General features: G+C 71.9%; 22 protein-coding genes. 5 read left to right on the forward strand and 17 right to left on the reverse strand.

The genetic code is table 11. From position 1 onward, the window contains the following. Positions 1-41: 41 nt before the first annotated feature. The 3 genes from ACFY4A_RS02095 to ACFY4A_RS02105 all read right to left on the reverse strand — a co-directional run bounded on the left by ACFY4A_RS02095 (position 42) and on the right by ACFY4A_RS02105 (position 1,969). Complete coding sequence (locus tag ACFY4A_RS02095; RefSeq protein WP_390827484.1) at positions 42-629, reverse strand: hypothetical protein; 588 nt, start codon at positions 627-629, stop codon at positions 42-44. A gap of 2 nt (positions 630-631) precedes the next feature. After that, positions 632-1,555, reverse strand: a complete 924-nt coding sequence (gene htpX, locus ACFY4A_RS02100; RefSeq protein ID WP_390827485.1) for a zinc metalloprotease HtpX — start codon at positions 1,553-1,555, stop codon at positions 632-634. Between the two features lie 156 nt (positions 1,556-1,711). Beyond that, the gene (locus ACFY4A_RS02105) at positions 1,712-1,969 is read right to left on the reverse strand and encodes a hypothetical protein (protein WP_390827486.1); all 258 of its coding nucleotides are present in this window, start codon (positions 1,967-1,969) and stop codon (positions 1,712-1,714) included. A gap of 394 nt (positions 1,970-2,363) precedes the next feature. Between ACFY4A_RS02105 and ACFY4A_RS02110 the strand changes: the two genes are divergently transcribed. Beyond that, on the forward strand, positions 2,364-2,609 hold the full coding sequence (locus ACFY4A_RS02110; protein WP_390827487.1) for a hypothetical protein: 246 nt from the start codon (positions 2,364-2,366) through the stop codon (positions 2,607-2,609). A gap of 140 nt (positions 2,610-2,749) precedes the next feature. Here ACFY4A_RS02110 and glnA read toward each other — a convergent pair whose 3' ends face one another. After that, the gene (gene glnA / locus ACFY4A_RS02115) at positions 2,750-4,159 is read right to left on the reverse strand and encodes a type I glutamate--ammonia ligase (protein WP_390827488.1); all 1,410 of its coding nucleotides are present in this window, start codon (positions 4,157-4,159) and stop codon (positions 2,750-2,752) included. Positions 4,160-4,368: 209 nt separating this feature from the next. Between glnA and ACFY4A_RS02120 the strand changes: the two genes are divergently transcribed. Further along, on the forward strand, positions 4,369-4,836 hold the full coding sequence (locus tag ACFY4A_RS02120) for an RDD family protein (protein WP_390827489.1): 468 nt from the start codon (positions 4,369-4,371) through the stop codon (positions 4,834-4,836). 200 nt (positions 4,837-5,036) lie between these two features. Here ACFY4A_RS02120 and ACFY4A_RS02125 read toward each other — a convergent pair whose 3' ends face one another. The 4 genes from ACFY4A_RS02125 to lipB form a co-directional block, all read right to left on the reverse strand. Beyond that, on the reverse strand, positions 5,037-5,738 hold the full coding sequence (locus ACFY4A_RS02125; protein ID WP_390827490.1) for a DUF4191 domain-containing protein: 702 nt from the start codon (positions 5,736-5,738) through the stop codon (positions 5,037-5,039). A gap of 78 nt (positions 5,739-5,816) precedes the next feature. After that, positions 5,817-6,017, reverse strand: a complete 201-nt coding sequence (locus ACFY4A_RS02130) for a hypothetical protein (protein ID WP_390827491.1) — start codon at positions 6,015-6,017, stop codon at positions 5,817-5,819. A 268-nt stretch (positions 6,018-6,285) separates the two neighbouring features. Continuing rightward, positions 6,286-7,251 carry a lipoyl synthase gene (lipA, locus tag ACFY4A_RS02135; protein WP_390827492.1) on the reverse strand — a complete coding sequence of 322 codons (966 nt, stop codon included), beginning with the start codon at positions 7,249-7,251 and terminating at the stop codon, positions 6,286-6,288. Positions 7,252-7,369: 118 nt separating this feature from the next. Then, positions 7,370-8,167 (reverse strand): lipoyl(octanoyl) transferase LipB, encoded by a 798-nt coding sequence (gene lipB / locus ACFY4A_RS02140; protein ID WP_390827493.1) that lies wholly within the window; start codon positions 8,165-8,167, stop codon positions 7,370-7,372. A 244-nt stretch (positions 8,168-8,411) separates the two neighbouring features. Here lipB and ACFY4A_RS02145 point away from each other — a divergent pair, with 244 nt between their 5' ends. Next, positions 8,412-9,902 (forward strand): regulator, encoded by a 1,491-nt coding sequence (locus ACFY4A_RS02145; protein WP_390827494.1) that lies wholly within the window; start codon positions 8,412-8,414, stop codon positions 9,900-9,902. 9 nt (positions 9,903-9,911) lie between these two features. On the opposite strand, the gene ACFY4A_RS02150 is transcribed toward ACFY4A_RS02145, so the two are convergent. Together ACFY4A_RS02150 and ACFY4A_RS02155 are read right to left on the reverse strand one after the other, a co-directional pair. Continuing rightward, on the reverse strand, positions 9,912-11,318 hold the full coding sequence (locus tag ACFY4A_RS02150; RefSeq protein WP_390827495.1) for an NAD(P)/FAD-dependent oxidoreductase: 1,407 nt from the start codon (positions 11,316-11,318) through the stop codon (positions 9,912-9,914). 203 nt (positions 11,319-11,521) lie between these two features. Beyond that, positions 11,522-12,418: a TIGR01777 family oxidoreductase gene (locus ACFY4A_RS02155; protein WP_390827496.1), complete on the reverse strand. Its 897-nt coding sequence runs from the start codon at positions 12,416-12,418 to the stop codon at positions 11,522-11,524. Between the two features lie 71 nt (positions 12,419-12,489). On the opposite strand from ACFY4A_RS02155, the gene ACFY4A_RS02160 reads away from it, so the two are divergent. Continuing rightward, on the forward strand, positions 12,490-12,978 hold the full coding sequence (locus tag ACFY4A_RS02160; RefSeq protein WP_390827497.1) for a GNAT family N-acetyltransferase: 489 nt from the start codon (positions 12,490-12,492) through the stop codon (positions 12,976-12,978). 21 nt (positions 12,979-12,999) lie between these two features. On the opposite strand, the gene ACFY4A_RS02165 is transcribed toward ACFY4A_RS02160, so the two are convergent. Next, positions 13,000-14,184: a MarP family serine protease gene (locus ACFY4A_RS02165; protein WP_390827498.1), complete on the reverse strand. Its 1,185-nt coding sequence runs from the start codon at positions 14,182-14,184 to the stop codon at positions 13,000-13,002. A gap of 189 nt (positions 14,185-14,373) precedes the next feature. Between ACFY4A_RS02165 and ACFY4A_RS02170 the strand changes: the two genes are divergently transcribed. Further along, entirely contained in the window at positions 14,374-15,183 is an 810-nt protein-coding gene (locus tag ACFY4A_RS02170; RefSeq protein ID WP_390827499.1) for a peptidoglycan recognition protein, read from the forward strand. Positions 15,184-15,269: 86 nt separating this feature from the next. Here the strand turns inward: ACFY4A_RS02170 and ACFY4A_RS02175 are convergent, their stop codons facing one another. The 6 genes from ACFY4A_RS02175 to lpdA all read right to left on the reverse strand — a co-directional run bounded on the left by ACFY4A_RS02175 (position 15,270) and on the right by lpdA (position 23,938). Next, a complete protein-coding gene (locus tag ACFY4A_RS02175) occupies positions 15,270-15,788 on the reverse strand; it encodes a DUF4240 domain-containing protein (protein WP_390827625.1) in 519 nt (172 codons plus the stop codon). 56 nt (positions 15,789-15,844) lie between these two features. Continuing rightward, complete coding sequence (locus ACFY4A_RS02180; RefSeq protein WP_390827500.1) at positions 15,845-16,831, reverse strand: helix-turn-helix transcriptional regulator; 987 nt, start codon at positions 16,829-16,831, stop codon at positions 15,845-15,847. A gap of 77 nt (positions 16,832-16,908) precedes the next feature. Continuing rightward, the gene (aceE, locus tag ACFY4A_RS02185; protein ID WP_390827502.1) at positions 16,909-19,611 is read right to left on the reverse strand and encodes a pyruvate dehydrogenase (acetyl-transferring), homodimeric type; all 2,703 of its coding nucleotides are present in this window, start codon (positions 19,609-19,611) and stop codon (positions 16,909-16,911) included. A 261-nt stretch (positions 19,612-19,872) separates the two neighbouring features. Further along, positions 19,873-20,496 carry a GntR family transcriptional regulator gene (locus ACFY4A_RS02190; RefSeq protein ID WP_390827503.1) on the reverse strand — a complete coding sequence of 208 codons (624 nt, stop codon included), beginning with the start codon at positions 20,494-20,496 and terminating at the stop codon, positions 19,873-19,875. A gap of 218 nt (positions 20,497-20,714) precedes the next feature. Further along, a complete protein-coding gene (gene sucB, locus ACFY4A_RS02195; RefSeq protein WP_390827504.1) occupies positions 20,715-22,487 on the reverse strand; it encodes a 2-oxoglutarate dehydrogenase, E2 component, dihydrolipoamide succinyltransferase in 1,773 nt (590 codons plus the stop codon). Between the two features lie 62 nt (positions 22,488-22,549). Then, positions 22,550-23,938, reverse strand: coding sequence for a dihydrolipoyl dehydrogenase (gene lpdA / locus ACFY4A_RS02200; RefSeq protein WP_141361564.1), 1,389 nt, complete (start codon positions 23,936-23,938; stop codon positions 22,550-22,552). Between the last annotated feature and the right edge of the window lie 57 nt (positions 23,939-23,995).

Below are 23,995 nucleotides of genomic sequence, written 5' to 3' on the forward strand. Positions count from 1 at the left end.
ACTGACATCGGGAGCTCGTTCCGAGGGGTCCCGCGGGGCGCTCACAGGCCCGGGGCACCCCACACCGGGAACCAGCGGCTCAGGTCCGGCTCGATGCGCAGGTCGTCGGCCAGGGCCGCCTTCACCCGGAGTTCCAGCGGGTTGTCGCGCCGCTGCGCCTGGCCGGCCAGCGGCGCGAACGGGTAGAAGGTGCCCCGCTTGTAGAGGTACACCAGCGCCAGCCGCCGGCCGGCGTCGTCGTGGAAGCCCGCCAGGGAGCACAGGAGCTGGGGTCCGAAGCCGTTGACCTCCATCGCGCTGTTCACCGCGTGCAGGTCGTTGACCAGCTCCGGCAGCTGGTCGGGGGTGCGGCGGGAGACCAGCCAGGAGTAGCCGTAGGAGTCCTGGGTCAGCTCCACGGGCCGCCCTCCCCCGCGCTCGGCGTCGGCGTCCAGCAGGGCCTGGACCTCGCGGTGCGTCTGCTCGAAGGCCGCGCCCTCGACCGTGGCGAAGCACACCGCGCCCTGCCCGGTCGGTGTGAAGCCGGCCGCCGCCTCGAGGGTCACGGCCGCCGACGGCAGCGCGAACAGCTGGTCCAGGTCGGGCAGGGCGGGCTTGGTGCGGCCGAGCAGAATGTCCAGGAGCCCCATCCTCAGCCCGCCTTCCCCGGAGTCGCGGCCTCGCCCAGCTCGGCGGAGATCTGCGCGAGCTGCTCCAGCCGGCGCTCCAGGCTCGGGTGGGTGGAGAACAGCCGGGAGATGCCGGGCTCGGAGCCCAGCGCCGGCGTGAAGTAGAAGGCGTTGAAGGCCTGTGCGGTGCGCAGGTCCTCGGACGGGATCCGGCCGATGTCACCGGTCACCTTGGTGAGCGCGGAGGCCAGCGACGAGGGTCGTCCGGTGAGCAGCGCCGCCGCCCGGTCCGCGGCCAGCTCCCGGTACCGGGACAGCGCCCGGATCAGCAGGAAGCTGATCGCGTACACGGCCGCCGAGACCCCCATCACCATGGCGAACACGGCGAGGGTGTTCTGGTCCTTGCGCCCGCGCCCGCCGAACAGCTCCGAGTAGAAGGCGAACCGTACGACCAGGCCCGCGACCACCCCGAGGAAGGAGGCCACCGTGATCACGGCGACGTCCTTGTGCGCCACGTGCGACAGCTCGTGCGCGAGCACGCCCTCCAGCTCAGCCGGTTCCAACCGCCTCAGCAGCCCCGTGGTCACGCACACCACGGCGTTGTCCGGGTTCCGCCCGGTCGCGAACGCGTTTGGCATGTCCATGCTGGACACGGCGACGGTCGGCCTGGGCATGTCCGCCATGGCGCACATCCGGTCGACCACCGCGTGCAGCTCGGGATACTCCTCCCGCTCCACCACCCGGCCGTGCATCGCGAACAGGGCGATCCGGTCGGAGAACCAGTACTGGGCGGCGAGCACGCCGGCCGCGATCACCACGACCAGCACCCAGGACTTCAGCAACACGATCAGTACGGCCACGAACGCCACGTACAGCAGCCCGAGCAGGAACAGCGTGACCCCCATGCGCACGGTCAGCCGTCGGTCGCTCCGGAAGCGGCTCTGCATCTTGCATCACCCCGCAGTCAGGCACTCGTCCCGCCATCCAGTGTGCACCTGCGGATGCCCATGGAGCGGCCCCGATCGGCTCCAGGAGGGGCAAAGCCGCCTGTGAGTCCGCGTGCGCGTGGGGTGAGCACCGGGGCCTTCCGGGCCTCCCATGACTCAGAGACGGCCGTGTGTCCGGGCGTACCCGAGGAGCACGATCACCGCGGCGACGCAGCCGAGGACCACGACCGTGGATATCCACGACGAGCGGCGCGGTGCGACCGGATCCGGGTCGGCGCGGAACGGGACCGGCCCCGGCGGGTTGTGCTTCCAGCGCGCGGCGAGCATACGGGCACGGGCGGACGGCTCCTTGTGCTCGGCGGCACGCGCCCACCGGTGATCGAACTCGCGCTCCAGATCGTCGTGCTCGGTCATCCCCGTTACCTCTCCGGTCCTTATCCGTCCTTGATGCCGACGAGGAATCATCCCCCTACTACGGGAGCGCTGTGAAGCGATCGTTGCTGTGAAGTGATCGCTCAAGATGCTGCGCGGCCGAGGGGAAGCTAGCCTCTATGGGTGAGGGCGGCGGTCCGGGAACAGGCCCGGCGTCGGCCGAAGACCCTGCTCACGGGGCTGACAGCGCGACCGCGCGGGCCCTGCCGCCTGTACTCGCGGCAACACCTACGACCGCGCCGCCGAACCCTTTCCGGCTGCGGCCGCGGCCATTCTTCTCGTGCCCGAAAGCGCACGAGGGGGTGGAAAGGAAGGTATTTCCATGAAAGCACAGCGTGCTAGGCGTCTCTTCGCAATGTCCGCAGTCGGTGTTCTGATGGCGACCGGCACCGCCCTCGGCGCGGCGGGCACGGCTTCGGCAGCGACCCCGGCTACGGCTCCCGCCCATCTCTCCACAGTCTCCACCAGTGTCACCCATGGTGGCGGTTGCGGTTGGTGGTCCCGCTGGTGCGGCGGATTCGGCCGCGGCGGCTTCTTCGGCCCCGGCTTCGGCGGCTACGGCTGGGGCTACGGCTGGGGCTACGGCTACGGCGGCGGCCCGGTGGTGGTCGTGGTGCGCTGACGGCAGGCGACGCGACCGGCAGGCGACGCGACCGAGGGCCGCTCCCCGTACCGGGGGGCGGCCCTCACCATGACGCCTGCCGATCGGACGCCGACCAGACGCCGACCGCAGACGCCGACCAGACGCCGGCCGGACGTCGATCAGACGTCGAAGTACAGCTCGAACTCGTGCGGGTGCGGGCGCAGCTGGAGCGGGGCGATCTCGTTCGTGCGCTTGAAGTCGACCCACGTCTCGATCAGGTCGGACGTGAACACGTCGCCCTGGAGCAGGAACTCGTGGTCGTCCTCCAGTGCCCGCAGGACGGCCTCGAGCGAGGTCGGGACCTGGGCGACGTTGGCGTGCTCCTCGGGCGCCAGCTCGTACAGGTCCTTGTCGATCGGCTCGGCCGGCTCGATCTTGTTCTTGATGCCGTCCAGGCCCGCGAGCAGCAGCGCCGAGAAGGCCAGGTACGGGTTGCCGGAGGAGTCAGGCGCGCGGAACTCCACGCGCTTGGCCTTCGGGTTGGAGCCGGTGATCGGGATGCGCATCGCGGCGGAGCGGTTGCGCTGCGAGTACACCAGGTTCACCGGGGCCTCGAAGCCCGGCACCAGACGGTGGTACGAGTTCACCGTCGGGTTGGTGAAGGCGAGCAGCGCCGGGGCGTGCTTGAGGACGCCGCCGATGTAGTAGCGGGCGGTGTCCGACAGGCCCGCGTAGCCGGCCTCGTCGTAGAAGAGCGGCTCGCCGTTGCTCCACAGCGACTGGTGGACGTGCATGCCCGAGCCGTTGTCGCCGAAGATCGGCTTCGGCATGAAGGTCGCCGTCTTGCCGTTGCGCCAGGCGACGTTCTTCACGATGTACTTGAACAGCTGGAGGTCGTCGGCGGCGGCGAGCAGGGTGTTGAACTTGTAGTTGATCTCGGCCTGGCCGGCGGTGCCCACCTCGTGGTGCTGGCGCTCCACCTTCAGGCCGTTCTTCGCCAGTTCCAGGGAGATCTCCGCGCGCAGGTCGGCGAAGTGGTCGACCGGCGGGACCGGGAAGTAGCCGCCCTTGTAGCGGACCTTGTAGCCGCGGTTGTCCTCCAGCGCGCCGGTGTTCCAGGCGCCCGCCTCGGAGTCGATGTGGTAGAAGGACTCGTTCTCGGCGGTCCGGAACCGGACGTTGTCGAAGACGTAGAACTCCGCCTCAGGACCGAAGTACGCGGTGTCGGCGATCCCGGTGGACGCCAGGTACGCCTCGGCCTTCTTCGCCACGTTGCGCGGGTCACGGGAGTACTGCTCGCCGGTGATCGGGTCGTGGATGAAGAAGTTGATGTTGAGCGTCTTGTCCCGGCGGAACGGGTCCACGCGCGCGGTGGACAGATCGGGGCGCAGGGCCATGTCGGACTCGTGAATGGCCTGGAAGCCACGGATCGAGGATCCGTCGAAGGCCTGCTCGTCGTCGGGGTCGAACGCCTCGGCGGGCAACGTGAAGTGCTGCATGACGCCCGGCAGGTCGCAGAAGCGGACGTCGATGAACTTGACGTCCTCGTCCGCGATGTACTTCTTGGCCTCGTCGGCGTTCTGGAACATCCAGCTCCTCCTACTCCCGACCGTCCCGCCGGGGTGGTAGATCATTGGTGCGGCCGGTGCTGTGGCACACGCTGGGCTTGACCCTAGGGACGGGTGATTTCCCGGGCGTGACCCATTTGTTTCGCAGAAGTTAACCGGCTCTGGTGGCGGTCATGGTCGCGGACACCCCGCCGACCCCCCTGATTCCAGCGTCGCAGTACGGTGGTCGGGTGGACAACAGGCAAGCAGTGGGATCATGGCTGTCCGGGCCGCGCGCGGCCATGGAGGACGCGGGAGTGGACTTCGGCCACCGGGGCCGGCAGCTGGGACTGCCGGAGCAGGGGCCGGGGTCGATCGCCGGTCCGGGCCGGCGGCTCGGCGCCCTGGCCGTCGACTGGGCGCTGTGCCTGTGGATCGCCTACGGCCTGATCACGCACGGCTACAACCAGGCCACGAGCAACTGGGCACTGCTCATCTTCCTGGCGCTCGGCATCCTCACCGTCGGCACGATCGGGTTCACGCCCGGCAAGCGCCTGTTCGGTCTGCGCGTCGTCGCCCTCGGCACCGGCCGTGTGCAGCCGCTGCGCGCCCTGCTGCGCACGGTTCTGCTGTGCCTGGCCGTTCCCGCCCTGATCTGGGACCGCGACGGCCGCGGCCTGCACGACCGGCTGGCGGGCACGGTGGAGGTGCGGATCTAGGGTCTTTCGTCTGGATCACGCCGGGCTCGTGGGGTGATCCAGACGAAAGACCCTGGCCGCTGGAGCCGGCCTCGGTTCCAGCGCTCGTGCTTCGTACGGCGCGCGGGGCGCCAGGCGTCCGCGAGGCGTCCCTACGAGGACGGGGGCGCCCGGAGATCACTCCGGGCGCCCCCGTCCTCGTAGAGGGTGTCTGCGCGGGATCAGCGGGCCTTCGGGCCGCCCTTCGGCATCCGCATACCCTTCGGCATCGGGCCCTTCGGCAGCGGCATGTTGCTCATCAGGTCGCCGAGGGCGCGCAGCCGGTCGTTGGTGGTGGTGACCTGCGGGCCGGTCAGGACGCGCGGGAACTTCAGCATGGTCGTGCGCAGCTTCTTCAGCGGGACCTGGCCCTCGCCGTCGCCCACGACCACGTCGTGCACCGGGACGTCCGCGACGATCCGGTTCATCTTCTTCTTCTCGGCGGCGAGCAGGGACTTCACCCGGTTCGGGTTGCCCTCGGCGACCAGCACGATGCCGGCCTTGCCGACCGCGCGGTGCACCACGTCCTGGCTGCGGTTCATGGCCACCGCCGGGGTGGTGGTCCAGCCGCGGCCCACGTTGTCCAGGACCGCCGCGGCGGCGCCCGGCTGGCCCTCCATCTGCCCGAACGCGGCGCGCTCGGCCCGGCGTCCGAAGATGATCGCCGTCGCGAGGAAGGCGAGCAGCAGGCCCAGGACGCCGAGGTAGATCGGGTGGCCGATCACGAAGCCGATCCCGAGAAGGACACCGAAGGTGATGATGAAGACGCCCGCGAGTACCAGACCGATCTTGTTGTCGGCCTTGCGGGTCATCTTGTAGGTCAGAGCGATCTGCTTCAGTCGCCCGGGGTTGGCAGCCTCGGCTGCGTTGTCCTTCCTCGCCATGGCACGAAGTCTACGTGGCTCCCGGAGCGGCCCACGACGGCAGTGCCCGTACGGGCCCCCGGGCACAGGCAGGAAGGATCAGGGACCGACGGCGGGGAACTGGTCGAGGACGCGCTGGGCCTCGACGCGGTCCTTGGCCCGGCGGCGGTCCTCCAGGACGGAGGTCCAGGCGTTGCGGCGGGCGGTGCGCTGGCCGCTGCTCATGAGCAGGGACTCGACCGCACGCAGTGCGTCGGTGAAGGACGGAATCGCGGTGGCGCGAACGTGCGCGGCCTGCATGGGAGGTCCCCCTCATGACGGCTCTTGGTGTGGTGTGAGTCCAGGGTCACTGCTTGGTGTTACCAGGGCGTGACCGGCCGGTCAAACACCGATGAAGCCTCGCGGTCGCGGGCCGAAAGGCTGACGCGGTCCTGACCGGGCCGCTCATCTGCGGCGACGGTCAGGACCGCGTCGTATCGGCCAGTACCGAGCAGTAGCTTCTTGTGCGCGATTTCACACACTCCCTGCCCGCTTGTGGGACAGGAGGGGTGACGGATGGTCAGCCGGGTCAGACCGCCTGGGCGGCGACGTAGGCGCCCCGCTTCTCGACGGCCATCCGGTACAGCCGCCCGGCACGGTAGGAGGACCGTACCAGCGGGCCCGACATCACGCCCGAGAAGCCGATCTGCTCGGCTTCCTCCTTCAGCTCGACGAACTCCTGCGGCTTGACCCACCGCTCCACCGGGTGGTGGCGCACCGAGGGGCGCAGGTACTGGGTGATGGTGACCAGCTCGCAGCCCGCGTCGTGCAGCTGCTTGAGCGCCTCGACGACCTCCTCGCGGGTCTCGCCCATGCCGAGGATGAGGTTGGACTTGGTCACCAGGCCGAAGTCGCGGGCCTCGGTGATGACCTTCAGGGAGCGCTCGTAGCGGAAGCCGGGGCGGATCCGCTTGAAGATCCGGGGCACCGTCTCGACGTTGTGCGCGAAGACCTCGGGGCGCGCGGAGAAGACCTCCGCCAGCTGCTCGGGGACGGCGTTGAAGTCCGGGGCGAGCAGTTCGACCTTCGTACGGCCGCCCTCGCGGTCCGCCGTCTGCCGGTGGATCTGGCGCACGGTCTCGGCGTACAGCCAGGCGCCGCCGTCCTCCAGGTCGTCGCGGGCGACGCCGGTGATGGTGGCGTAGTTCAGGTCCATGGTGACCACGGACTCGCCCACGCGGCGCGGCTCGTCGCGGTCCAGGGCCTCGGGCTTGCCGGTGTCGATCTGGCAGAAGTCGCAGCGCCGGGTGCACTGGTCGCCGCCGATGAGGAAGGTCGCCTCGCGGTCCTCCCAGCACTCGTAGATGTTCGGGCAGCCGGCTTCCTGGCAGACCGTGTGCAGGCCCTCGCTCTTCACGAGGTTCTGCATCTTGGTGTACTCGGGACCCATTTTCGCCCGGGTCTTGATCCACTCGGGCTTGCGCTCGATGGGGGTCTGGCTGTTGCGGACCTCCAGGCGCAGCATCTTGCGTCCGTCGGGTGCGACTGCGGACACGACCGGCTCCCTGTAGCTTCGATTCTTCGGCGTACACCAGGGTACGCCCGTGCTTGTTGCGCCTTTCGGTGAGGCCAACCTGCGGGCCTGGGGGATCATTCCCCTCGCCGGGCCCTGGTCAGGCCGTCGCCTTCTCGATCTCCCGCGGCTTCAGCTCCGCGTTCTCCAGGACGTCCCGCAGGTGCCGCTCGACGACCGGCAGGACCTCCTCGATCGTGACGTCCCGGCCGAGTTCGCCCGCCAGCGAGGCGACGCCGGCGTCCCGGATCCCGCACGGGATGATCTTGTCGAACCACTTGTTGTCGGGGTTCACGTTCAGCGCGAAGCCGTGCATCGTGACGCCCTTGGCGACCCGGATCCCGATCGCCGCTATCTTGCGGTCCTCGCGGCGCTGACCGGCGTTGGAGGGGGCGTACTCCGGGCCGTTCAGCCGCGGGTCGAACTCCTCGTCGGTCAGGCGCGGGTCGAAGTCCAGGGACAGCCCGCCCAGGGACGGCCGCTGCTCGACCGGGTCGCCGAGCACCCACACGCCGCTGCGGCCCTCGACGCGCGTGGTCTCCAGGCCGAACTCCGCGCAGGTGCGGATCAGCGCCTCCTCCAGTCGGCGCACGTGGGCCACCACGTCCACCGGGCGGGGCAGCTTCTGGATCGGGTATCCGACCAGCTGGCCGGGGCCGTGCCAGGTGATCTTGCCGCCGCGGTCCACGTCGATGACGGGCGTGCCGTCGAGCGGGCGCTCGCTGTCCTCGGTCCGCCGGCCGGCCGTGTAGACCGGGGGGTGCTCCAGGAGCAGCACGGTGTCGGGGACCTCGTCCGCGAACCGGGCGGTGTGCACCCGGCGCTGCTCGTCCCAGGCCTGGACGTAGTCCACGGCCTCGGCACCGAATCCCATGCGGACGAACCGCAGCTCACTCACGGCAAACGCCTCCCTGGAAGGTCGTAAGGCACGAAGCGTGCCCACGTCACTGTACGTCCGGCCGGCACGCGTCAGCCCCGCGGGCAATCCTCACACGATCGGATGAATGGTGGTCGAATTCTGCGGTCAGTTGCTCACTCTCCGCTACATTCGCGCCGTTCATGAGGCCATAAGGGCTGCTCACAGGCAATCCGGGCACCACGCGGCCGCGTGGATGCCCGAAAGGCAGGAGACCGCACCGCAGATGACGGAACGACCCGCGCCGCGCACTCCCAACCGCCAGCTCGCCGCGCTCATCGCAGAAGCGGGGTTCTCCAACGCAGGTCTGGCCCGCCGCGTGGACCAGCTCGGTCTCGAACACGGGCTGGACCTGAGATACGACAAGACGTCGGTCACCCGCTGGCTGCGCGGCCAGCAGCCGCGCGGGACCACGCCCGCCCTCATCGCGGAGGTCTTCACCCGGCGCCTGGGCCGCCGCCTGACCGCCCAGGACCTCGGTCTGGACGCCTGCGCCCCGGTGTACGCGGGACTGGAGTTCGCCGCCACCCCGGAGGAGGCCGTCGACATCGTCGGCGGGCTGTGGCGCAAGGACTGCGGCAGCCATACCGAACTGCGCAGGATCGCCTTCACCCCGGCGGGTCTCGTCGTGCCCAGCCGGGACTGGCTGATCGGCCGGGCCGACGACCGGGTCGCCCGCGCGGAGGCACCGGCCACCCGGGTCCCCGCCCAGGGGCGCCCGGACCGGCCCGCCCTCGTCGTGCCCGACCCCTCGGCGCCCGGTGTGCCCCGGCAGCGCGGCCGGGCCGAGCGGGGCCCGGCCGGCCGGGAGGCGGGCCGGAGGATCACCGCCGGCGACATCGCCGCCCTGCGCTCGGTCAGCGAGCTGTTCCGCACCCTCGACGACCTGTACGGCGGCGGCCACGCCCGCCAGGCCCTGGTGCGCTACCTGGAGCACGAGTGCGAGCCGATGCTGCGCGGCACCTACGGCGAGCAGACCGGCCGCCGGCTCTTCGGGGCCGCCGCCGACCTGACCCGGCTCGCCGGCTGGACGTCGTACGACATCGCCGCGCACGGGCTCGCCCAGCGCTACTTCGTGCAGGCGCTGCGGCTCGCCCAGGCCGCCGGTGACCGGCCCTACGGCGCCTATGTGCTGGTCTCCATGAGCCGGCAGGCCGTCTACCTCGGCCACGGGCGGGAGGCCGTGCAGCTCGCAAGGGTGGCCCAGCAGGGGCTCGGCGGCTCCGCCCCGCCCGCCGTGCAGGCGATGCTGCACGCCGCCGAGGCGCGCGGCCACGGCGTGCTGGGCGAGGTGCGCGCCTGCACCGCGTCCCTGGTGCGCGCCGAGCGCTCCCTGGAGGCGGCCCGGCCCGGTGACGAGTTGCCCTCCTGGGCGCGCTTCGACGAGGGCCGGCTGGCCGACGACTCCGGGCACTGCCACCGGGACCTCCAGCAGTACCGCGCCGCCGCCCGGCACGCCGAACGCGCCCTCCGGCTGCGTGCCCCGGCCCACGCCCGCAGCCGGCTGTTCTGCCGGGTGGTCCTGGCCACGGCCCGCCTCGGCCTCGGCGACCTGGACCAGGCCTGCCGCCTGGCCGCCGAGGCGGCGGCCCAGGCCGCGGACATGCGCTCGGTGCGTGCGGTGGAGTGCGTCAAGGACTTCGAACGCCGGCTGGAGCCGTACAAGGACGCGACGCCCGTACGCGGTTACCGGGACAAGGTGGCGGCGCTGGGCTGAGCCTCCCGCTCAGGCGGCGGCTCTCGGCGCCGTCGCCGGATCCGCCCGGTCCATCGGCCGTCCGGCCCCCAGGTCCCCCAGGATCGCCGCGGCGGCCCGGTGGGCCGAGTGCAGCGCCCCCTGGACGGTGCTGGTGTCCCGGTGGTCGCCGCACACGTACAGGCCCGCCAGCAGCCGCACCGGGCGCCGCGGGTCGTGCGGGGGACGCATCGCGGGGACGGCCTCATCGGTGCGGTGCACGGCGAGCGTCTCCCAGCGGGCGGTGGAGGTGCCGTAGAGGCGGGACAGGTGGCGGCGTACGGCCGTTTCGACGTCGGCCGGGGGCATGCCCAGGACCGTCGACGACACCAGGGCACGGCCGGCGGGCGCGCGGGACGGGTCGACACGGCTGACCACCGAAGTGTGCGCCACCGGGCCGCCGCGGTCCGCGTCGAGCAGGAGGTACCCGCCCGCCTCCGGGGGCTCCGCGGTCGTGTGGTGGACCACCGTCACCGGGTGGAAGTCCGGTACGCGCAGCCCGGGCAGCAGCTCTGCGGCGGCGCGCGCGTCGGTGGCGACCAGCACGGCCCGGCAGCGGATCTCGCCGTGCTCGGCGGTGGTCACCGAGGTGGTGGAGACCGAGGTGGCCCGCACGCCGGTGTGCACGGTGCCGGGCGGCAGGGTGCGCGCGAGCAGCTCCGGCAGGACCTCGGCGCCGCCTTCCGGCAGGCACAGCCGGCCGCTCGCGAAGGAGTGCAGGGCGAGGTCCGCGCAGCGGCTGGACGTGGTGAGGTCCGGGTCGCACAACAGGGCGGCGAGCAGCGGACGCAGGAAGCCGTCGACGGTGCGGGCGGGCAGACCGCGGGCGGCCAGTGCCTGCCGGGCGGTCAGTTCGGGCCGGGACAGCAGGCGCTCGACCGGTGTGGCGGCGATCCGGCCGAGCGCGGCGCGCAGCCGCAGCGGCGCGCCGATCCCGCGGCGTCCGGGAGGCGGGCCGTCCAGGAGGGGCGCGGCGGACGGCCGGGGAACGGACACACGGGCGAGGGCCGACGGCCGGGGAACCGGCGGGCGGGGGGCGCTCGCCAGGGCGCGCACTACGTGAAGCGCGCTCCTCGCGCTCCCTCCGTGCGCCGGAGCGCCCGCGCGGTGGTGCCGTCCGTCGCTGTGCAGCAGGACCCCCGGTGCGAAGGGGCGCAGCACGAGCGCGTCGAGCCCCGGGCTCAGGGCCAGTTGGGGATACGACGTGTTCAGCATCTGTCCGATCCGGTCGAGCCGGAACCCGTCGACCTTCTCCGTCGACATGCGGCCGCCCACATAAGGGGCGGCCTCCAGGACCGCGGTCGTCACTCCTGCGCTGGTGAGTCGATGCGCTGCCGCGAGCCCGGCGACCCCGGCTCCCACGACGACGACGTCCGCCTGATACGCGGGCTCAAGCACGTGCCCCTCCTCGAGGTTGCGCAGCCGGTGGAGCGGTGATGCCCGCGACCGGCGTCAGGAATACCCGAGTTCGCGTCGAGATTAGGGCCGCGCCCGGTCAGGGACAGTCGCGCATCGGCAGGGCACGGTCGCACAGCGGTCGCACGCGGTCGCAAGGTGTCGTGGGTGCGATCGCAAGGTGGCACGGCGAGCGGTCACAGGCGTCACAGCGCCGCACGGACGGCGTCCTCGATCCCCGGAAAGGCGAACAAGAACCCCGACTCCAGCAGTCGCTTCGGCACCACCCGCGCGCTGCCCAGCACATCACCCGCCATCTCCCCGAGCACCGCGCGCAGTACCGGGGCCGGCACGGAGAACGGCGTCGGCCGGTGCAGCACCCGGCCCATGGCCGCCGTGATCTCACGGTTCGTCAGCGGCTGCGGCGCGGTGAGATTGACCGGCCCGGACAGGCTCTCGGTGTCCAGCAGATGGCGCAGCGCGGCCACCTCGTCGTGCAGCGCGATGAACGACCAGAACTGCCGCCCGTCTCCCAGCCGCCCGCCCAACCCGGCCTTGAACAGCGGGAACAGCCGTCCCCACGCCCCGCCCTCACGGGCCACCACCAGCCCGGTGCGGGCGAACACCGTCCGGACGCCCGCCTCCTGTGCGGGAGCCGCGGCCTGCTCCCACTCGACGCACAGCGCGGGCAGAAAACCGTCCCCGGGCGGCGCGTCCTCGTCGACGGCGCGCTCGCCGGTGTCGCCGTAGTAGCCGATCGCGCTGCCGCCGACGAACACCCGCGGCGGCACGTCCAGGGAGGCGACGGCCTCGGCGAGCGCCGCCGTGCCGAGCACCCGGCTGTCCCGGATCGCCTTCTTGTACTCCCGTGTCCACCGGTGGTCGCCCACGCCCGCGCCCGCCAGGTTGACCACCGCGTCGCACCCGGCGAGCCCCGCCGCGTCCACGTACCGCCCGGCGGGATCCCAGCAGACCTCGTCCTCGCCGCGGGCCGAACGGCGCACCAGACGCACCACCTCGTGCCCGTCCGCGACCAGGGACCGCACCAGGGCACTGCCGATCAGACCGGACGCGCCGGCCACCGCGATTCGTGAACGTTCCATGCGCCCATCCTGCCCGCCTCGCCGCTGAAATCCCGGCGAGCCGGTCAGGACCGCGCCGTAGAGTGACCGTCATGCCGGTTCCCTGCATACGCCACGCCACACCCGACGACGAGGACGGCCTCGGCCGCCTCGACCGCGAGACCTGGTCCACGGCGCACGCGGTCACCCCGCCGCCGCGCCAGCCCTACGAGCCCTTCTTCAGGCCCCGGTCGGGACCGCGCGACCACCTGGTCGCCGAACTCGACGGCCGGCTGGTCGGATACATCCGTCTCGGCTTCCCCACCGAACTGGCGTCGAACGCGCACGTCCGGCAGATCCGCGGACTCGCCGTGTCCGAGGAGGCCCGCGGCAAGGGGGTGGGGCGCGCCCTGCTGCGCGCCGCCGTCGAGGATGCCCGCCGCCAGGGCGCCCGCCGCATCACCCTGCGGGTGCTGGGCCACAACACCACCGCCCGAAAGCTGTACGAGTCCGAGGGCTTCGTGGTGGAGGGCGTCCAGCCGGAGGAGTTCCACCTGGACGGCGTCTACGTCGACGACGTCCTCATGGGCCGCCCCCTGTGAGCCGCGGCGCCTGAGCGGCGGTCACGAGGTCACCAGCCGGCCCGTGTCCACCGGCACGGTCGCGTACGCCGCGCGCCGCGCGTCCGGGGCGACCTCGGCCGCCGTCAGGACGTATCCCGTCTCGTTGTCGGAGGTGGAGCGGGCGAAGACCATGCCGAAGACCCGGCCGTCCGTGGTGAGCAGCGGACCGCCGGAGTTGCCGGGGCGGACCGTGGAGCGGATCGAGTAGATCTCCCGGGTGACCGTGCCGTTGTTGTAGATGTTCTGGCCCGTCGCCCGGATCCGGTTCGCGACCGTCGCCGCCTGGAGGTTCAGGTCGCCGTCCTGCGGATAGCCCGCGACCACCGCCGAGTCGCCGCGCACGGCGGTGTCGTCGAACCGCAGCACGGGGGCGTGCAGCCCGGGGACGTAGAGCACGGCCACGTCCCGGTGCGGGTCGAACAGCACCACCCGTGCCTCGTACGACCGCCCGACGCCCCCGACCCGTACGGCCGGATCGTCGATGCCCGCCACCACGTGCGCGTTGGTCATGACGTGCTCCCGCGCGTACACGAACCCGCTGCCCTCGCGGCCCTGGTCGCCCGCGGCGCCCTCGATCTTGACCGTGCTGAACCGGGCGGCGTTCGTCGCGCTCTCCGTCACGCTGTCCCCGGAGGGCCGGGCGACGCCCGCCGCCGGCTCGTTCTCGAAGGGGTTGAAGACCTGCGGGAAGCCCGCCTCGGTCAGCGCGGAGGTGGCACGTGAGAACCACGCCGGGGTGGTGTCCGGCATCGCGTTCTGCACGGCGCCCAGAAGCCGGGAGTCGCGTATCGCCGTCGTCACCACCGGAGAGGAGGAGGCGGCCAGGACGCTCGCCGCCACCCAGGCCACGATCAGCACCGCCAGCGTGTTGGCGGCGGCCCCGCCGATGCCGTCGGCCACCCGCAGCGGCCCGCGGTCCAGTTCGCGCCGCAGCCGCAGCGCCAGACGGCCCGCCAGCTCGTGCCCCACCACGGCCGGCACCAGCACCGTGAGCACGGCGGTGACCGTCGCCGTGGTCGTCCCGCGCGTGACGAAGTCCATCACCCACGGCAGGATCCACACGCCGACGACGGCGCCGCCGACGAAACCGGCCAGTGAGACACAGCCGGCCACCAGTCCCCGCCGGTAGCCGGACGCGGCGTAGACGAGGATCACCAGCACCAACAGCAGGTCGAGCAGGTCCACTCACGCCGCCTTTCTCCTCGGATCCCCGAATACGCGCGGGACGGGCCCAGTGATCGGCCACGCGCACGTGGATCCCGGGACCGGCCACGTGTACGTGTACCCCCAGAAACGTCCTGGACCAGGACGATGGTTCCACCAGGTGGCAGAGCGCACATCGCGGACGGACCGGAACCGCCCGAGAGTGGGCTCATGCGTGTTGTGCGAAGAGCCGGGCGGACGCGCGGCCCGCGCCCGGAACGGCCGCGCCGTGCCCTGGTGGCGCTCCTGTGCTGTCTGCCGGGCGCCGCCGCCGTCGGCGCGGTCCTGCTGTACGCGTCCGTCTCCGGACGGACGACGTCCGCGACCGTGCCCGCCGCCGTACCCCGTCCGGCCGCCCCGGCGCACGACGCCCCCCGGCCGCGGATCGTGCCCCGCTCGGCCTGGCTGGACGCCACCGTGCGGCACGCCCAGCCGCCCCCGCGCTACGACGACAAGGTCGTCGCCGTCTTCGTGCACCACACCGACTCGCCCAACGGCTACGCCTGCTCCGACACCCCGGGCGTCATCCGCCGCCTGTACGCCGGGCAGACCGGCGCCCGCGCGTGGGACGACATCGGCTACAACTTCCTCGTCGACCGCTGCGGCACGATCTACGAGGGCCGCGCCGGCGGAGCCGACCGCGCCGTCACCGGCGCCCACACCCAGGGCTTCAACCACCGCACGGCGGGCATCGCCGCCATCGGCACCTTCACGGCCGGCACTCCCGTGCCCCGCGTCATGACCGACGCGATCGCCACGCTGACCGCCTGGAAACTGGGCCTGGCCGGAGTCGACCCGCGCGGCAGCGTCAGCCTCGTCTCCAGCAACGGCCACAGCCGCTACGCGTCCGGCGCCACCGTCCTGCTCCCCGCCCTGGCCGGGCACAGGGACGGCTTCAGGACCACCTGCCCGGGCACCGCGCTGACCGTGCGCCTCCCCGCGATCCGGGAGGCCGCGGCCCGCCTTCAAGGCCGCATCTGAGACCTCCCGCACCTGCTGGACCTCCCGGGCCGGTCCCGCGGGGGACGTCACAGTGGGCCCGCGGCCTCCGGAGGTGCCCAGAGGCGCTATTCACGGAACCGGTCCCACAGCTTCGGATAACGCCGGGCGAGTTCCCGGTCGTCCTCGAAGTCGACGGGGGTGCCCTCCGGTTCCGCCGGGGCGGCCGGGACGCCCAGATCGGGGGCGACCGTGCCGGTGAGCTGCTCGTAGGCCTCGTCGGCCGCGTAGCCGAGTTCCTCGCCGTCGCCGTCGACCTCCTCGTCGAAGTCGTCCAGCAGGTCGGCGAGCGAGTCCGGGTCGTGCAGGGCCCCCTCGAAGACCTCCCGGCCCTGGCCGATCAGCCAGCACCGGAAGAAGTCGAAGGCGTCGTCGCTGGCCCCGTCGAGAAGTACCCAGGCGGCGCCCCACAGGTCCCAGCGGTAGGCCCGGTTGTACCGGGACTCGAAGTGACGGGCGAAGTCCAGGACCACCTCGGGCTCGCAGGCCAGCAACCGCTCGACGAGCAGGTCGGCCTGCTCCTCCGGATCACCCTCGGCGGCCTCGCGGCTGTCGTTGATCAGCTCCCAGAACTCCGTCTCGTCCATCACGGCTCAAGCATCGGCCCTCGCGCCGGGGGGCGCACGCGGAGTACACCGGTTCGTCAGGGGCGGTACAGCGCGGCCAGCCGTTCGGCGCCGCGCGCGAAACGCTCCCGCAGCGCGTCGGGGGCCAGTACCTCGACCTCCGGCCCGAGCGCCGTGAGCTGGGTGTGGGCGACCTCTTCGGACTCCACCGGCAGGGTCACCGTCACCCACCCGCCCCCGTCGCGGCCGGTGCCGGCCCCGACGGCCTCCAGCGCCGCCCGGGCCGGCACCGGCCCCACGGCGTGCGGCAGCCGCCGTACGCCCTCCTCGGACAGCCGCACCACCACCTCGGCCCGCAGGACGGACCGCGCGAACTGCGCGGCCCGCTCCTCCCAGAAGGCGGGCAGGTCGAAGCCGCCGTCCCGTTCGAAACGCTTCCCCGCGCCGGGCTCGACGGCCGCGAAACGGTCGACGCGGTACACCCGGAAGGAGCCGGGCCCCAAGACCCGGGCGCACAGGTACCACACGCCCGCCTTGAGTACGAGCCCGTACGGCTCCAGCTCCCGCACGACCTCCTCCTCGCCGCGCCGGTAGCGCGCCGTGATCGGCAGGTCGTCCCACACAGCCTCCGCGACCGCCGGCAGCAACTCGGGCGTCTTCGGCTCGCGGAACCAGTCGGGAGCGTCCAGATGGAAGCGCTGCGCCGCCGTACGGGAGGCGTCGCGCAGCGAGGGGAGCAGGGCCGCGGACACCTTCAGCCGGGCGGCCGAGGCGGCGTCCTCGAGCCCCATCTCCCGCAGCGCCCCCGGAACACCGCTGAGGAACAGCGCCTCCGCCTCACCGCGGTCGAGCCCGGTCAGCCGGGTGCGGTAGCCGCCCACCAGCCGGTAGCCCCCGGCCCGCCCCCGGTCGGCGTACACCGGCACGCCCGCCTCCGACAGCGCCTGCGCGTCCCGCGTGACGGTCCGCTCCGACACCTCCAGTTCCCGGGCGAGCTCGGCGGCGGTCATGGCGGGCCGCGACTGGAGCAGCAGCACCATTTTGATCAGACGGGCGGCACGCATACGGCCATCATGCCGGGGCCACCGACGACGAAGGGGCACGGCCGCGGCCGTACCCCTTCGTCACCATGCGATGTGCCTCACAGGCCGTACTTCTCCCGGGCCTCCTTGACCGCCGAGGCCTTCACCTCGCCGCGCCGGGCGAGCTGGGCCAGGGCGGCGGCGACGATCGACTGGGCGTCGACGCCGAAGTGGCGGCGGGCGGCGTCACGGGTGTCCGACAGACCGAAGCCGTCGGCGCCCAGCGAGATGTAGTCCTGCTCGATCCACTGCGCGATCTGGTCCGGGACCTGGCGCATGTAGTCGGAGACCGCGAGGACCGGGCCCTCGGCGCCCTGGAGCGCCCGGCGGACGTACGGCACGCGCTCCTCGCCGCGCAGCAGTGCCGCGTCGGCCTCCATGGCGTCCCGGCGCAGCTCGCCCCAGGAGGTCGCGGACCACACGTCGGCGGCCACGCCCCACTCCTCGGCCAGCATCCGCTGGGCGTCCAGCGCCCAGTGGATCGCCGTGCCGGAGCCGAGCAGCTGGATCCGCGGCGCGTTCGCCGGGACCGTCAGGCTCGCCGACTCCGCCGTGTTGAAGCGGTACAGGCCCTTGACGATGCCCTCGTCGATGCCGGGGACGGACGGCTTGGCCGGCTGCGGCAGCGGCTCGTTGTAGACCGTCAGGTAGTAGAAGACGTCCTGGTCCTCGCCGGGCGCGGCCTGGCCGTACATGCGGCGCAGACCGTCCTTGACGATGGCCGCGACCTCGTAGGCGAACGCCGGGTCGTAGGTCAGCGCGGCCGGGTTGGTCGCCGCGATGACCGGCGAGTGGCCGTCGGCGTGCTGCAGGCCCTCACCCGTCAGGGTGGTGCGGCCCGCGGTGGCGCCGACCAGGAAGCCGCGGCCGAGCTGGTCGCCGAGCTGCCACATCTGGTCGGCCGTGCGCTGCCAGCCGAACATCGAGTAGAAGATGTAGAACGGGATCATCGCCTCGCCGTGCGTCGCGTACGACGACGAAGCGGCGATGAAGTCGGCCATCGAACCGGCCTCGGTGATCCCCTCGTTGAGGATCTGGCCGTTCTTGGCCTCCTTGTAGTACATCAGCTGGTCGCGGTCGACCGGCTCGTACGTCTGGCCCTTGGGCGAGTAGATGCCGAGCGAGGGGAACAGCGACTCCATGCCGAAGGTGCGCGCCTCGTCGGGGACGATCGGCACCCAGCGCCTGCCGGTCTCCTTGTCGCGGACCAGGTCCTTGACCAGGCGGACGAACGCCATGGTGGTGGCCACGCTCTGCGAGCCGGAGCCCTTGTCGAAGGCGGCGAACGCCTTGTCGGCGGGCGCGGGCAGCGGGGCGACCGGGTGGACACGGCGGGCCGGGGCCGGGCCGCCGAGCGCCGCGCGGCGCTCCTGGAGGTAGCGCACCTCGGGGGCGTCGACGCCGGGGTGGCCGTAGGGGATCTGGCCGTCGGCGAAGTCGCTGTCAGGGATGGGCAGGTCCAGCAGGTCGCGCATCTGCTTGAACTCGTCCACCGACAGCTTCTTCATCTGGTGGTTGGCGTTCTTCGACGCGAAGCCCGTGCCGAGGGTGTGGCCCTTGACCGTCTGGGCCAGGATCACGGTCGGGGTGCCCTTGTGCTCAAGGGCGGCCTTGTAGGCGGCGAAGACCTTGCGCGCCTCGTGACCGCCGCGCGAGAAGTGGAAGCACTCGATGATCTTGTCGTCGCTCAGCAGCTTCGCCATCTCGGCCAGCGCCGGGTCGGCCCCGAAGAAGTCCTGGCGGATGTAGGCGGCGTCGCGGGTCTGGTACGTCTGGATCTGCGCGTCCGGTACCTGGCGCAGCCGGCGTACCAGCGCGCCCGTGGTGTCCAGGGCGAACAGCTCGTCCCAGGCGGAACCCCACAGCGTCTTGATCACGTGCCAGCCGGCGCCGCGGAAGAGGGCCTCCAGCTCCTGCACGATCTTGAAGTTGGCTCGGACCGGGCCGTCCAGGCGCTGCAGGTTGCAGTTGATGACGAAGGTGAGGTTGTCCAGGCCCTCGCGGGAGGCGAGCGTCAGCGCGGTGGTGGACTCCGGCTCGTCCATCTCGCCGTCGCCGAGGAACGCCCAGACGTGGGAGTCGGAGACGTCCTTGATGCCGCGGCTGGTCAGGTAGCGGTTGAACCGGGCCTGGTAGATGGCGGAGATCGGACCGAGGCCCATCGACACCGTCGGGAACTCCCACAGCCAGGGCAGACGGCGCGGGTGGGGGTAGGAGGGCAGGCCGTTGCCGCCGGCCTCCTGGCGGAAGTTGTCCAGCTGCTGCTCGGTCAGCCGTCCGTCGAGGAAGGCGCGGGCGTAGATGCCCGGGGAGGCGTGGCCCTGGATGTACAGCTGGTCGCCGGAGCCGTCGCCCTCCTTGCCGTGGAAGAAGTGGTTGAAGCCGGTCTCGTACAGCCAGGCCGCGGAGGCGAAGGTGGCGATGTGGCCGCCGACGCCGTACTTGCTGCCGCGGGTCACCATCGCCGCCGCGTTCCAGCGGTTCCACGCGGTGATCCGGGCCTCCATGGCCTCGTCACCGGGGATGGCCGGCTCGGCGGCGGTCGGGATGGAGTTGACGTAGTCGGTCTCGAGAAGCTTGGGCAGGACGACGCCGGCGCCCTCGGCGCGCTCCAGCGTACGGCGCATCAGATACGCGGCACGGTGCGGCCCGGCCGCCTTGGCGACGGCGTCCAGGGAGGCCTGCCATTCGGCGGTCTCCTCGGGGTCGCGGTCCGGGAGCTGGTCGAGCTCGCTCGGCTGGATGGCGTTGGGGTCGGTCATGTCGCCGCCTTCCTCAGTCGAAGGGGGTTCCCTCATCGGTAAGGGTTCAGGGGGTGCCCTAGGTCTTTGGCAGGACAGGGCGTGAGGCTCTGGTGGAAGCCCAGCGGTGACTCTAACTCCCTGATCGATGATCGATCAAAGGGGCCAAGCGTAAAACCCTTCGATTTCGAGAAAGTCGGCACCGGGTGCCTTGGGAATGGGCACGCGGTGCCGCTTTTTTCGCAGGGTTTTCGCAGGTGAGCGTACACGTGCTTGGCTGCCTCACGCCCGCGGCGCGCAGCCGAGAACGTGCGACTTGACCAGTTCGGCGATCCGCGGATCCCGCCGCTTGAACGCCTGCACCAGCTCCTCGTGCTCCTCCGCGTACGACTGCTGGACCGTCCCCAGCCAGCGGATCGACAGCGCGGTGAACACCTCGATGCCCAGGCCCTCCCAGGTGTGCAGCAGCACCGAGTTCCCGGCCGCGCGGACCAGCTCGCGGTGGAAGGCCACCGTGTGCCGGACCTGGCCGGTGCCGTCGGACTTGCGGTCGGCCTCGTAGAGCGCCGCCACATGCGGCTCCAGGGCCGAGCAGTCGTCCGCCAGCCGCTCGGCCGCCAGCTCCGCCGCGATGGCCTCGAGGCCGGCCCGGACCGGGTAGCTCTCCTCCAGGTCGGCGGCGGTCAGGTTGCGCACCCGCACGCCCTTGTTCGGCGCCGACTCGATCAGTCGCAGCGACTCCAGCTCGCGCAGCGCCTCCCGCACCGGCGTCTGGCTGACCTCCAGCTCGGTGGCGATCCGCCGCTCCACGATCCGCTCGCCCGGCTTCCAGCGCCCGCTGACGATCCCCTCCACGATGTGCTCGCGGATCTGTTCGCGCAGCGAGTGGACGACGGGCGCGGTCATGGAGGGCTCCTTCAAGGGGGGACCCACGGGCCCCCGGGGGGCGTTCGACCTTTAGACAATACGGCTGTCGGCGCCCGGCGGAAGGGCGCATACGGGCGCTTTCGTGCAGGTGAGACGAGACTTACACGCCGTCATGGCCAAGAAACGGCAAACGCGGCGCCCCCGCCCGGAAGGTTCCGGACGGGGGCGCCGTACTGCTGGGTCCCGGGTACGGGGGATCAGAGTCCGAGCTCGACCTCGAACTCGCCCGCCTCCAGGATCGCCTTGACCGCCGTCAGGTAGCGGGCCGCGTCGGCGCCGTCCACCAGGCGGTGGTCGTAGGAGAGGGTCAGGTAGGTCATGTCGCGGACGCCGATGACCGTGCCCTCCTCGGTCTCGATGACGGCCGGGCGCTTGACGGTGGCGCCGATGCCGAGGATCGCGACCTGACCCGGCGGCACGATGATCGTGTCGAACAGCGCGCCGCGCGAACCGGTGTTGCTGATGGTGAAGGTCGCGCCGGACAGCTCGTCCGGGGTGATCTTGCTGGCCCGGACCTTGCCCGCCAGGTCGGCGGTGGCCTTGGCGATACCGGCGATGTTGAGGTCGCCGGCGTTCTTGATGACCGGGGTCATCAGGCCCTTCTCGGAGTCCACCGCGATACCGATGTTCTCGGTGTCGAAGTAGGTGATGGTCCCCTCGGCCTCGTTGATCTTGGCGTTGATGACCGGGTGGGCCTTCAGCGCCTGGGCGGCGGCCTTGACGAAGAACGGCATCGGGGAGAGCTTGACGCCCTCGCGCGCCGCGAACGCGTCCTTGGCCTGGGAGCGCAGGCGCATCAGGCGGGTCACGTCGACCTCGACCACCGAGGACAGCTGGGCCTGCTCGTGCAGCGCCTTGACCATGTTGTCGCCGATGACCTTGCGGATCCGCGGCATCTTCACGGTCTGGCCGCGCAGCGGGGAGGCCTCGAGGACCGGGGCCTTCCTCGCGGGGGCGACCGGAGCGGCAGCGGCCGGGGCAGCGGCGGCGGCCTTCGCGGCCTCGGCGGCGGCGAGCACGTCCTGCTTGCGGATACGGCCGCCGACGCCGGTGCCCTTGACGGTGGCCAGGTCGACACCGTTCTCGGCGGCGAGCTTGCGCACCAGCGGGGTCACGTACGCGCCCTCGTCGGTCGGCTGGACGGCGGCCGGGGCCGGGGTGACCGGGGCGGGCGCGGCCGGCGCGGGAGCCGGAGCCGCGGGCTGGACCGGAGCCGGGGCGGCGGGGGCCGGAGCCGGAGCGGCCGGGGCCGCGGGGGCTGCCGGAGCGGCGGCCGGGGCGGGAGCGGCGGCCGGGGCGGGAGCGGCGGCCGGGGCCGGAGCGGCGGGGGCCGGGGCGGCACCGGGGGCGCCGATGACGGCGAGCTTGGCGCCGACCTCGGCGGTCTCGTCCTCACCGACGACGATCTCCAGCAGCACACCGGCGGCGGGGGAGGGGATCTCGGTGTCGACCTTGTCCGTGGAGACCTCGAGCAGCGGCTCGTCGGCCTCGACGGAGTCGCCGACCGACTTCAGCCAGCGGGTGACGGTGCCCTCGGTGACGGACTCGCCGAGCGCGGGCAGGACCACGTCCGTGCCGGTGGCGCCGGCACCGGCGGGGGCTGCCGGAGCCGCGGGGGCGGCTGCGGGGGCCGGGGCGGCCGGGGTCTCGGCGACCGGGGCCGGGGCGGGCTCGGCGGCGGGCGCCGGAGCCTCGGCGGCGGCCGGGGCCGGGGCCGCGACGGGGGCGCCGGAGCCGTCGTCGATGACGGCCAGCTCGGCGCCGACCTCGACGGTCTCGTCCTCGGCGACCTTGATGGAGGCCAGCACACCGGCGGCGGGGGAGGGGATCTCGGTGTCGACCTTGTCGGTCGAGACCTCGAGCAGCGGCTCGTCGGCCTCGACGCGCTCGCCCTCGGCCTTCAGCCAGCGGGTGACAGTGCCCTCGGTGACGCTCTCGCCGAGCGCCGGAAGGGTTACGGAAACCGCCATGGTTTCGGTTGCTCCTAACGAATTACGGAAGTCTGTGTCGTCGCGCCCGATGACGTGAAGCGTCAGTCGTGGGAGTGCAGCGGCTTGCCGGCCAGGGCCAGGTGGGCCTCGCCGAGCGCCTCGTTCTGGGTCGGGTGGGCGTGGATGAGCTGAGCCACCTCGGCCGGCAGTGCCTCCCAGTTGTAGATCAGCTGGGCCTCGCCGACCTGCTCGCCCATGCGGTCGCCGACCATGTGGACGCCGACCACGGCACCGTCCTTGACCTGGACGAGCTTGATCTCGCCCGCGGTCTTGAGGATCTTGCTCTTGCCGTTGCCCGCCAGGTTGTACTTCAGGGCGACGACCTTGTCCGCGCCGTAGATCTCCTTGGCCTTGGCCTCGGTGATGCCGACGGAGGCGACCTCCGGGTGGCAGTACGTCACCCGCGGAACACCGTCGTAGTCGATCGGAACGGTCTTCAGACCGGCCAGACGCTCCGCCACCAGGATGCCCTCGGCGAAGCCGACGTGCGCCAGCTGGAGCGTCGGGACCAGGTCACCGACGGCGGAGATGGTCGGGACGTTGGTGCGCATGTACTCGTCGACGAGGACGTAGCCGCGGTCCATGGCGACCCCGGCCTCCTCGTAGCCCAGGCCCTGGGAGACCGGGCCGCGGCCGATGGCGACGAGCAGGACCTCGGCCTCGAACTCCTTGCCGTCGGCGAGGGTGACCTTGACCCCGTCCTGGGTGTACTCGGCCTTCTGGAAGAAGGTGCCCAGGTTGAACTTGATCCCGCGCTTGCGGAAGGCGCGCTCCAGCAGCTTCGAGGAGTTCTCGTCCTCGACCGGGACGAGGTGCTTCAGGCCCTCGACGATCGTGACGTCGGTGCCGAAGGACTTCCAGGCGGAGGCGAACTCGACGCCGATGACACCGCCGCCGAGGATGATCGCGGACTTCGGCACGCGGTCCAGGACGAGGGCGTGGTCGGAGGAGATGATGCGGTTGCCGTCGATCTGCAGACCGGGCAGGGACTTCGGCACGGAACCGGTCGCCAGGAGGACGTGGCGGCCCTGGATCCGCTGCCCGTTCACGTCGACGGAGGTCGGGGAGGACAGCCGGCCCTCACCCTCGATGTACGTCACCTTGCGGGACGCGATGAGCCCCTGCAGGCCCTTGTACAGGCCCGAGATGACGTCGTCCTTGTACTTGTGGACGGCGGGCACGTCGATGCCCTCGAAGCTGGCCTTCACACCGAACTGCTCGCTCTCGCGGGCCTGGTCGGCGATCTCGCCCGCGTGCAGCAGGGCCTTGGTGGGGATGCAACCCCGGTGCAGGCAGGTACCGCCGACCTTGTCCTTCTCGATCAGGGCGACGTCCAGGCCCAGCTGCGCCCCGCGCAGGGCCGCGGCGTAACCACCGCTGCCACCGCCGAGGATCACTAGGTCGAAAACGGTGCTGGCGTCGTTCGCCACGTCACGTCCTCCATGCATGTGCGCCGTACGCCGGTCGTCGGTGACCGGCAGGCGGCT

The organism is Streptomyces sp. NPDC001292 (assembly GCF_042896465.1).
In the GTDB taxonomy this organism is placed as follows: Bacteria; Actinomycetota; Actinomycetes; order Streptomycetales; family Streptomycetaceae; genus Streptomyces.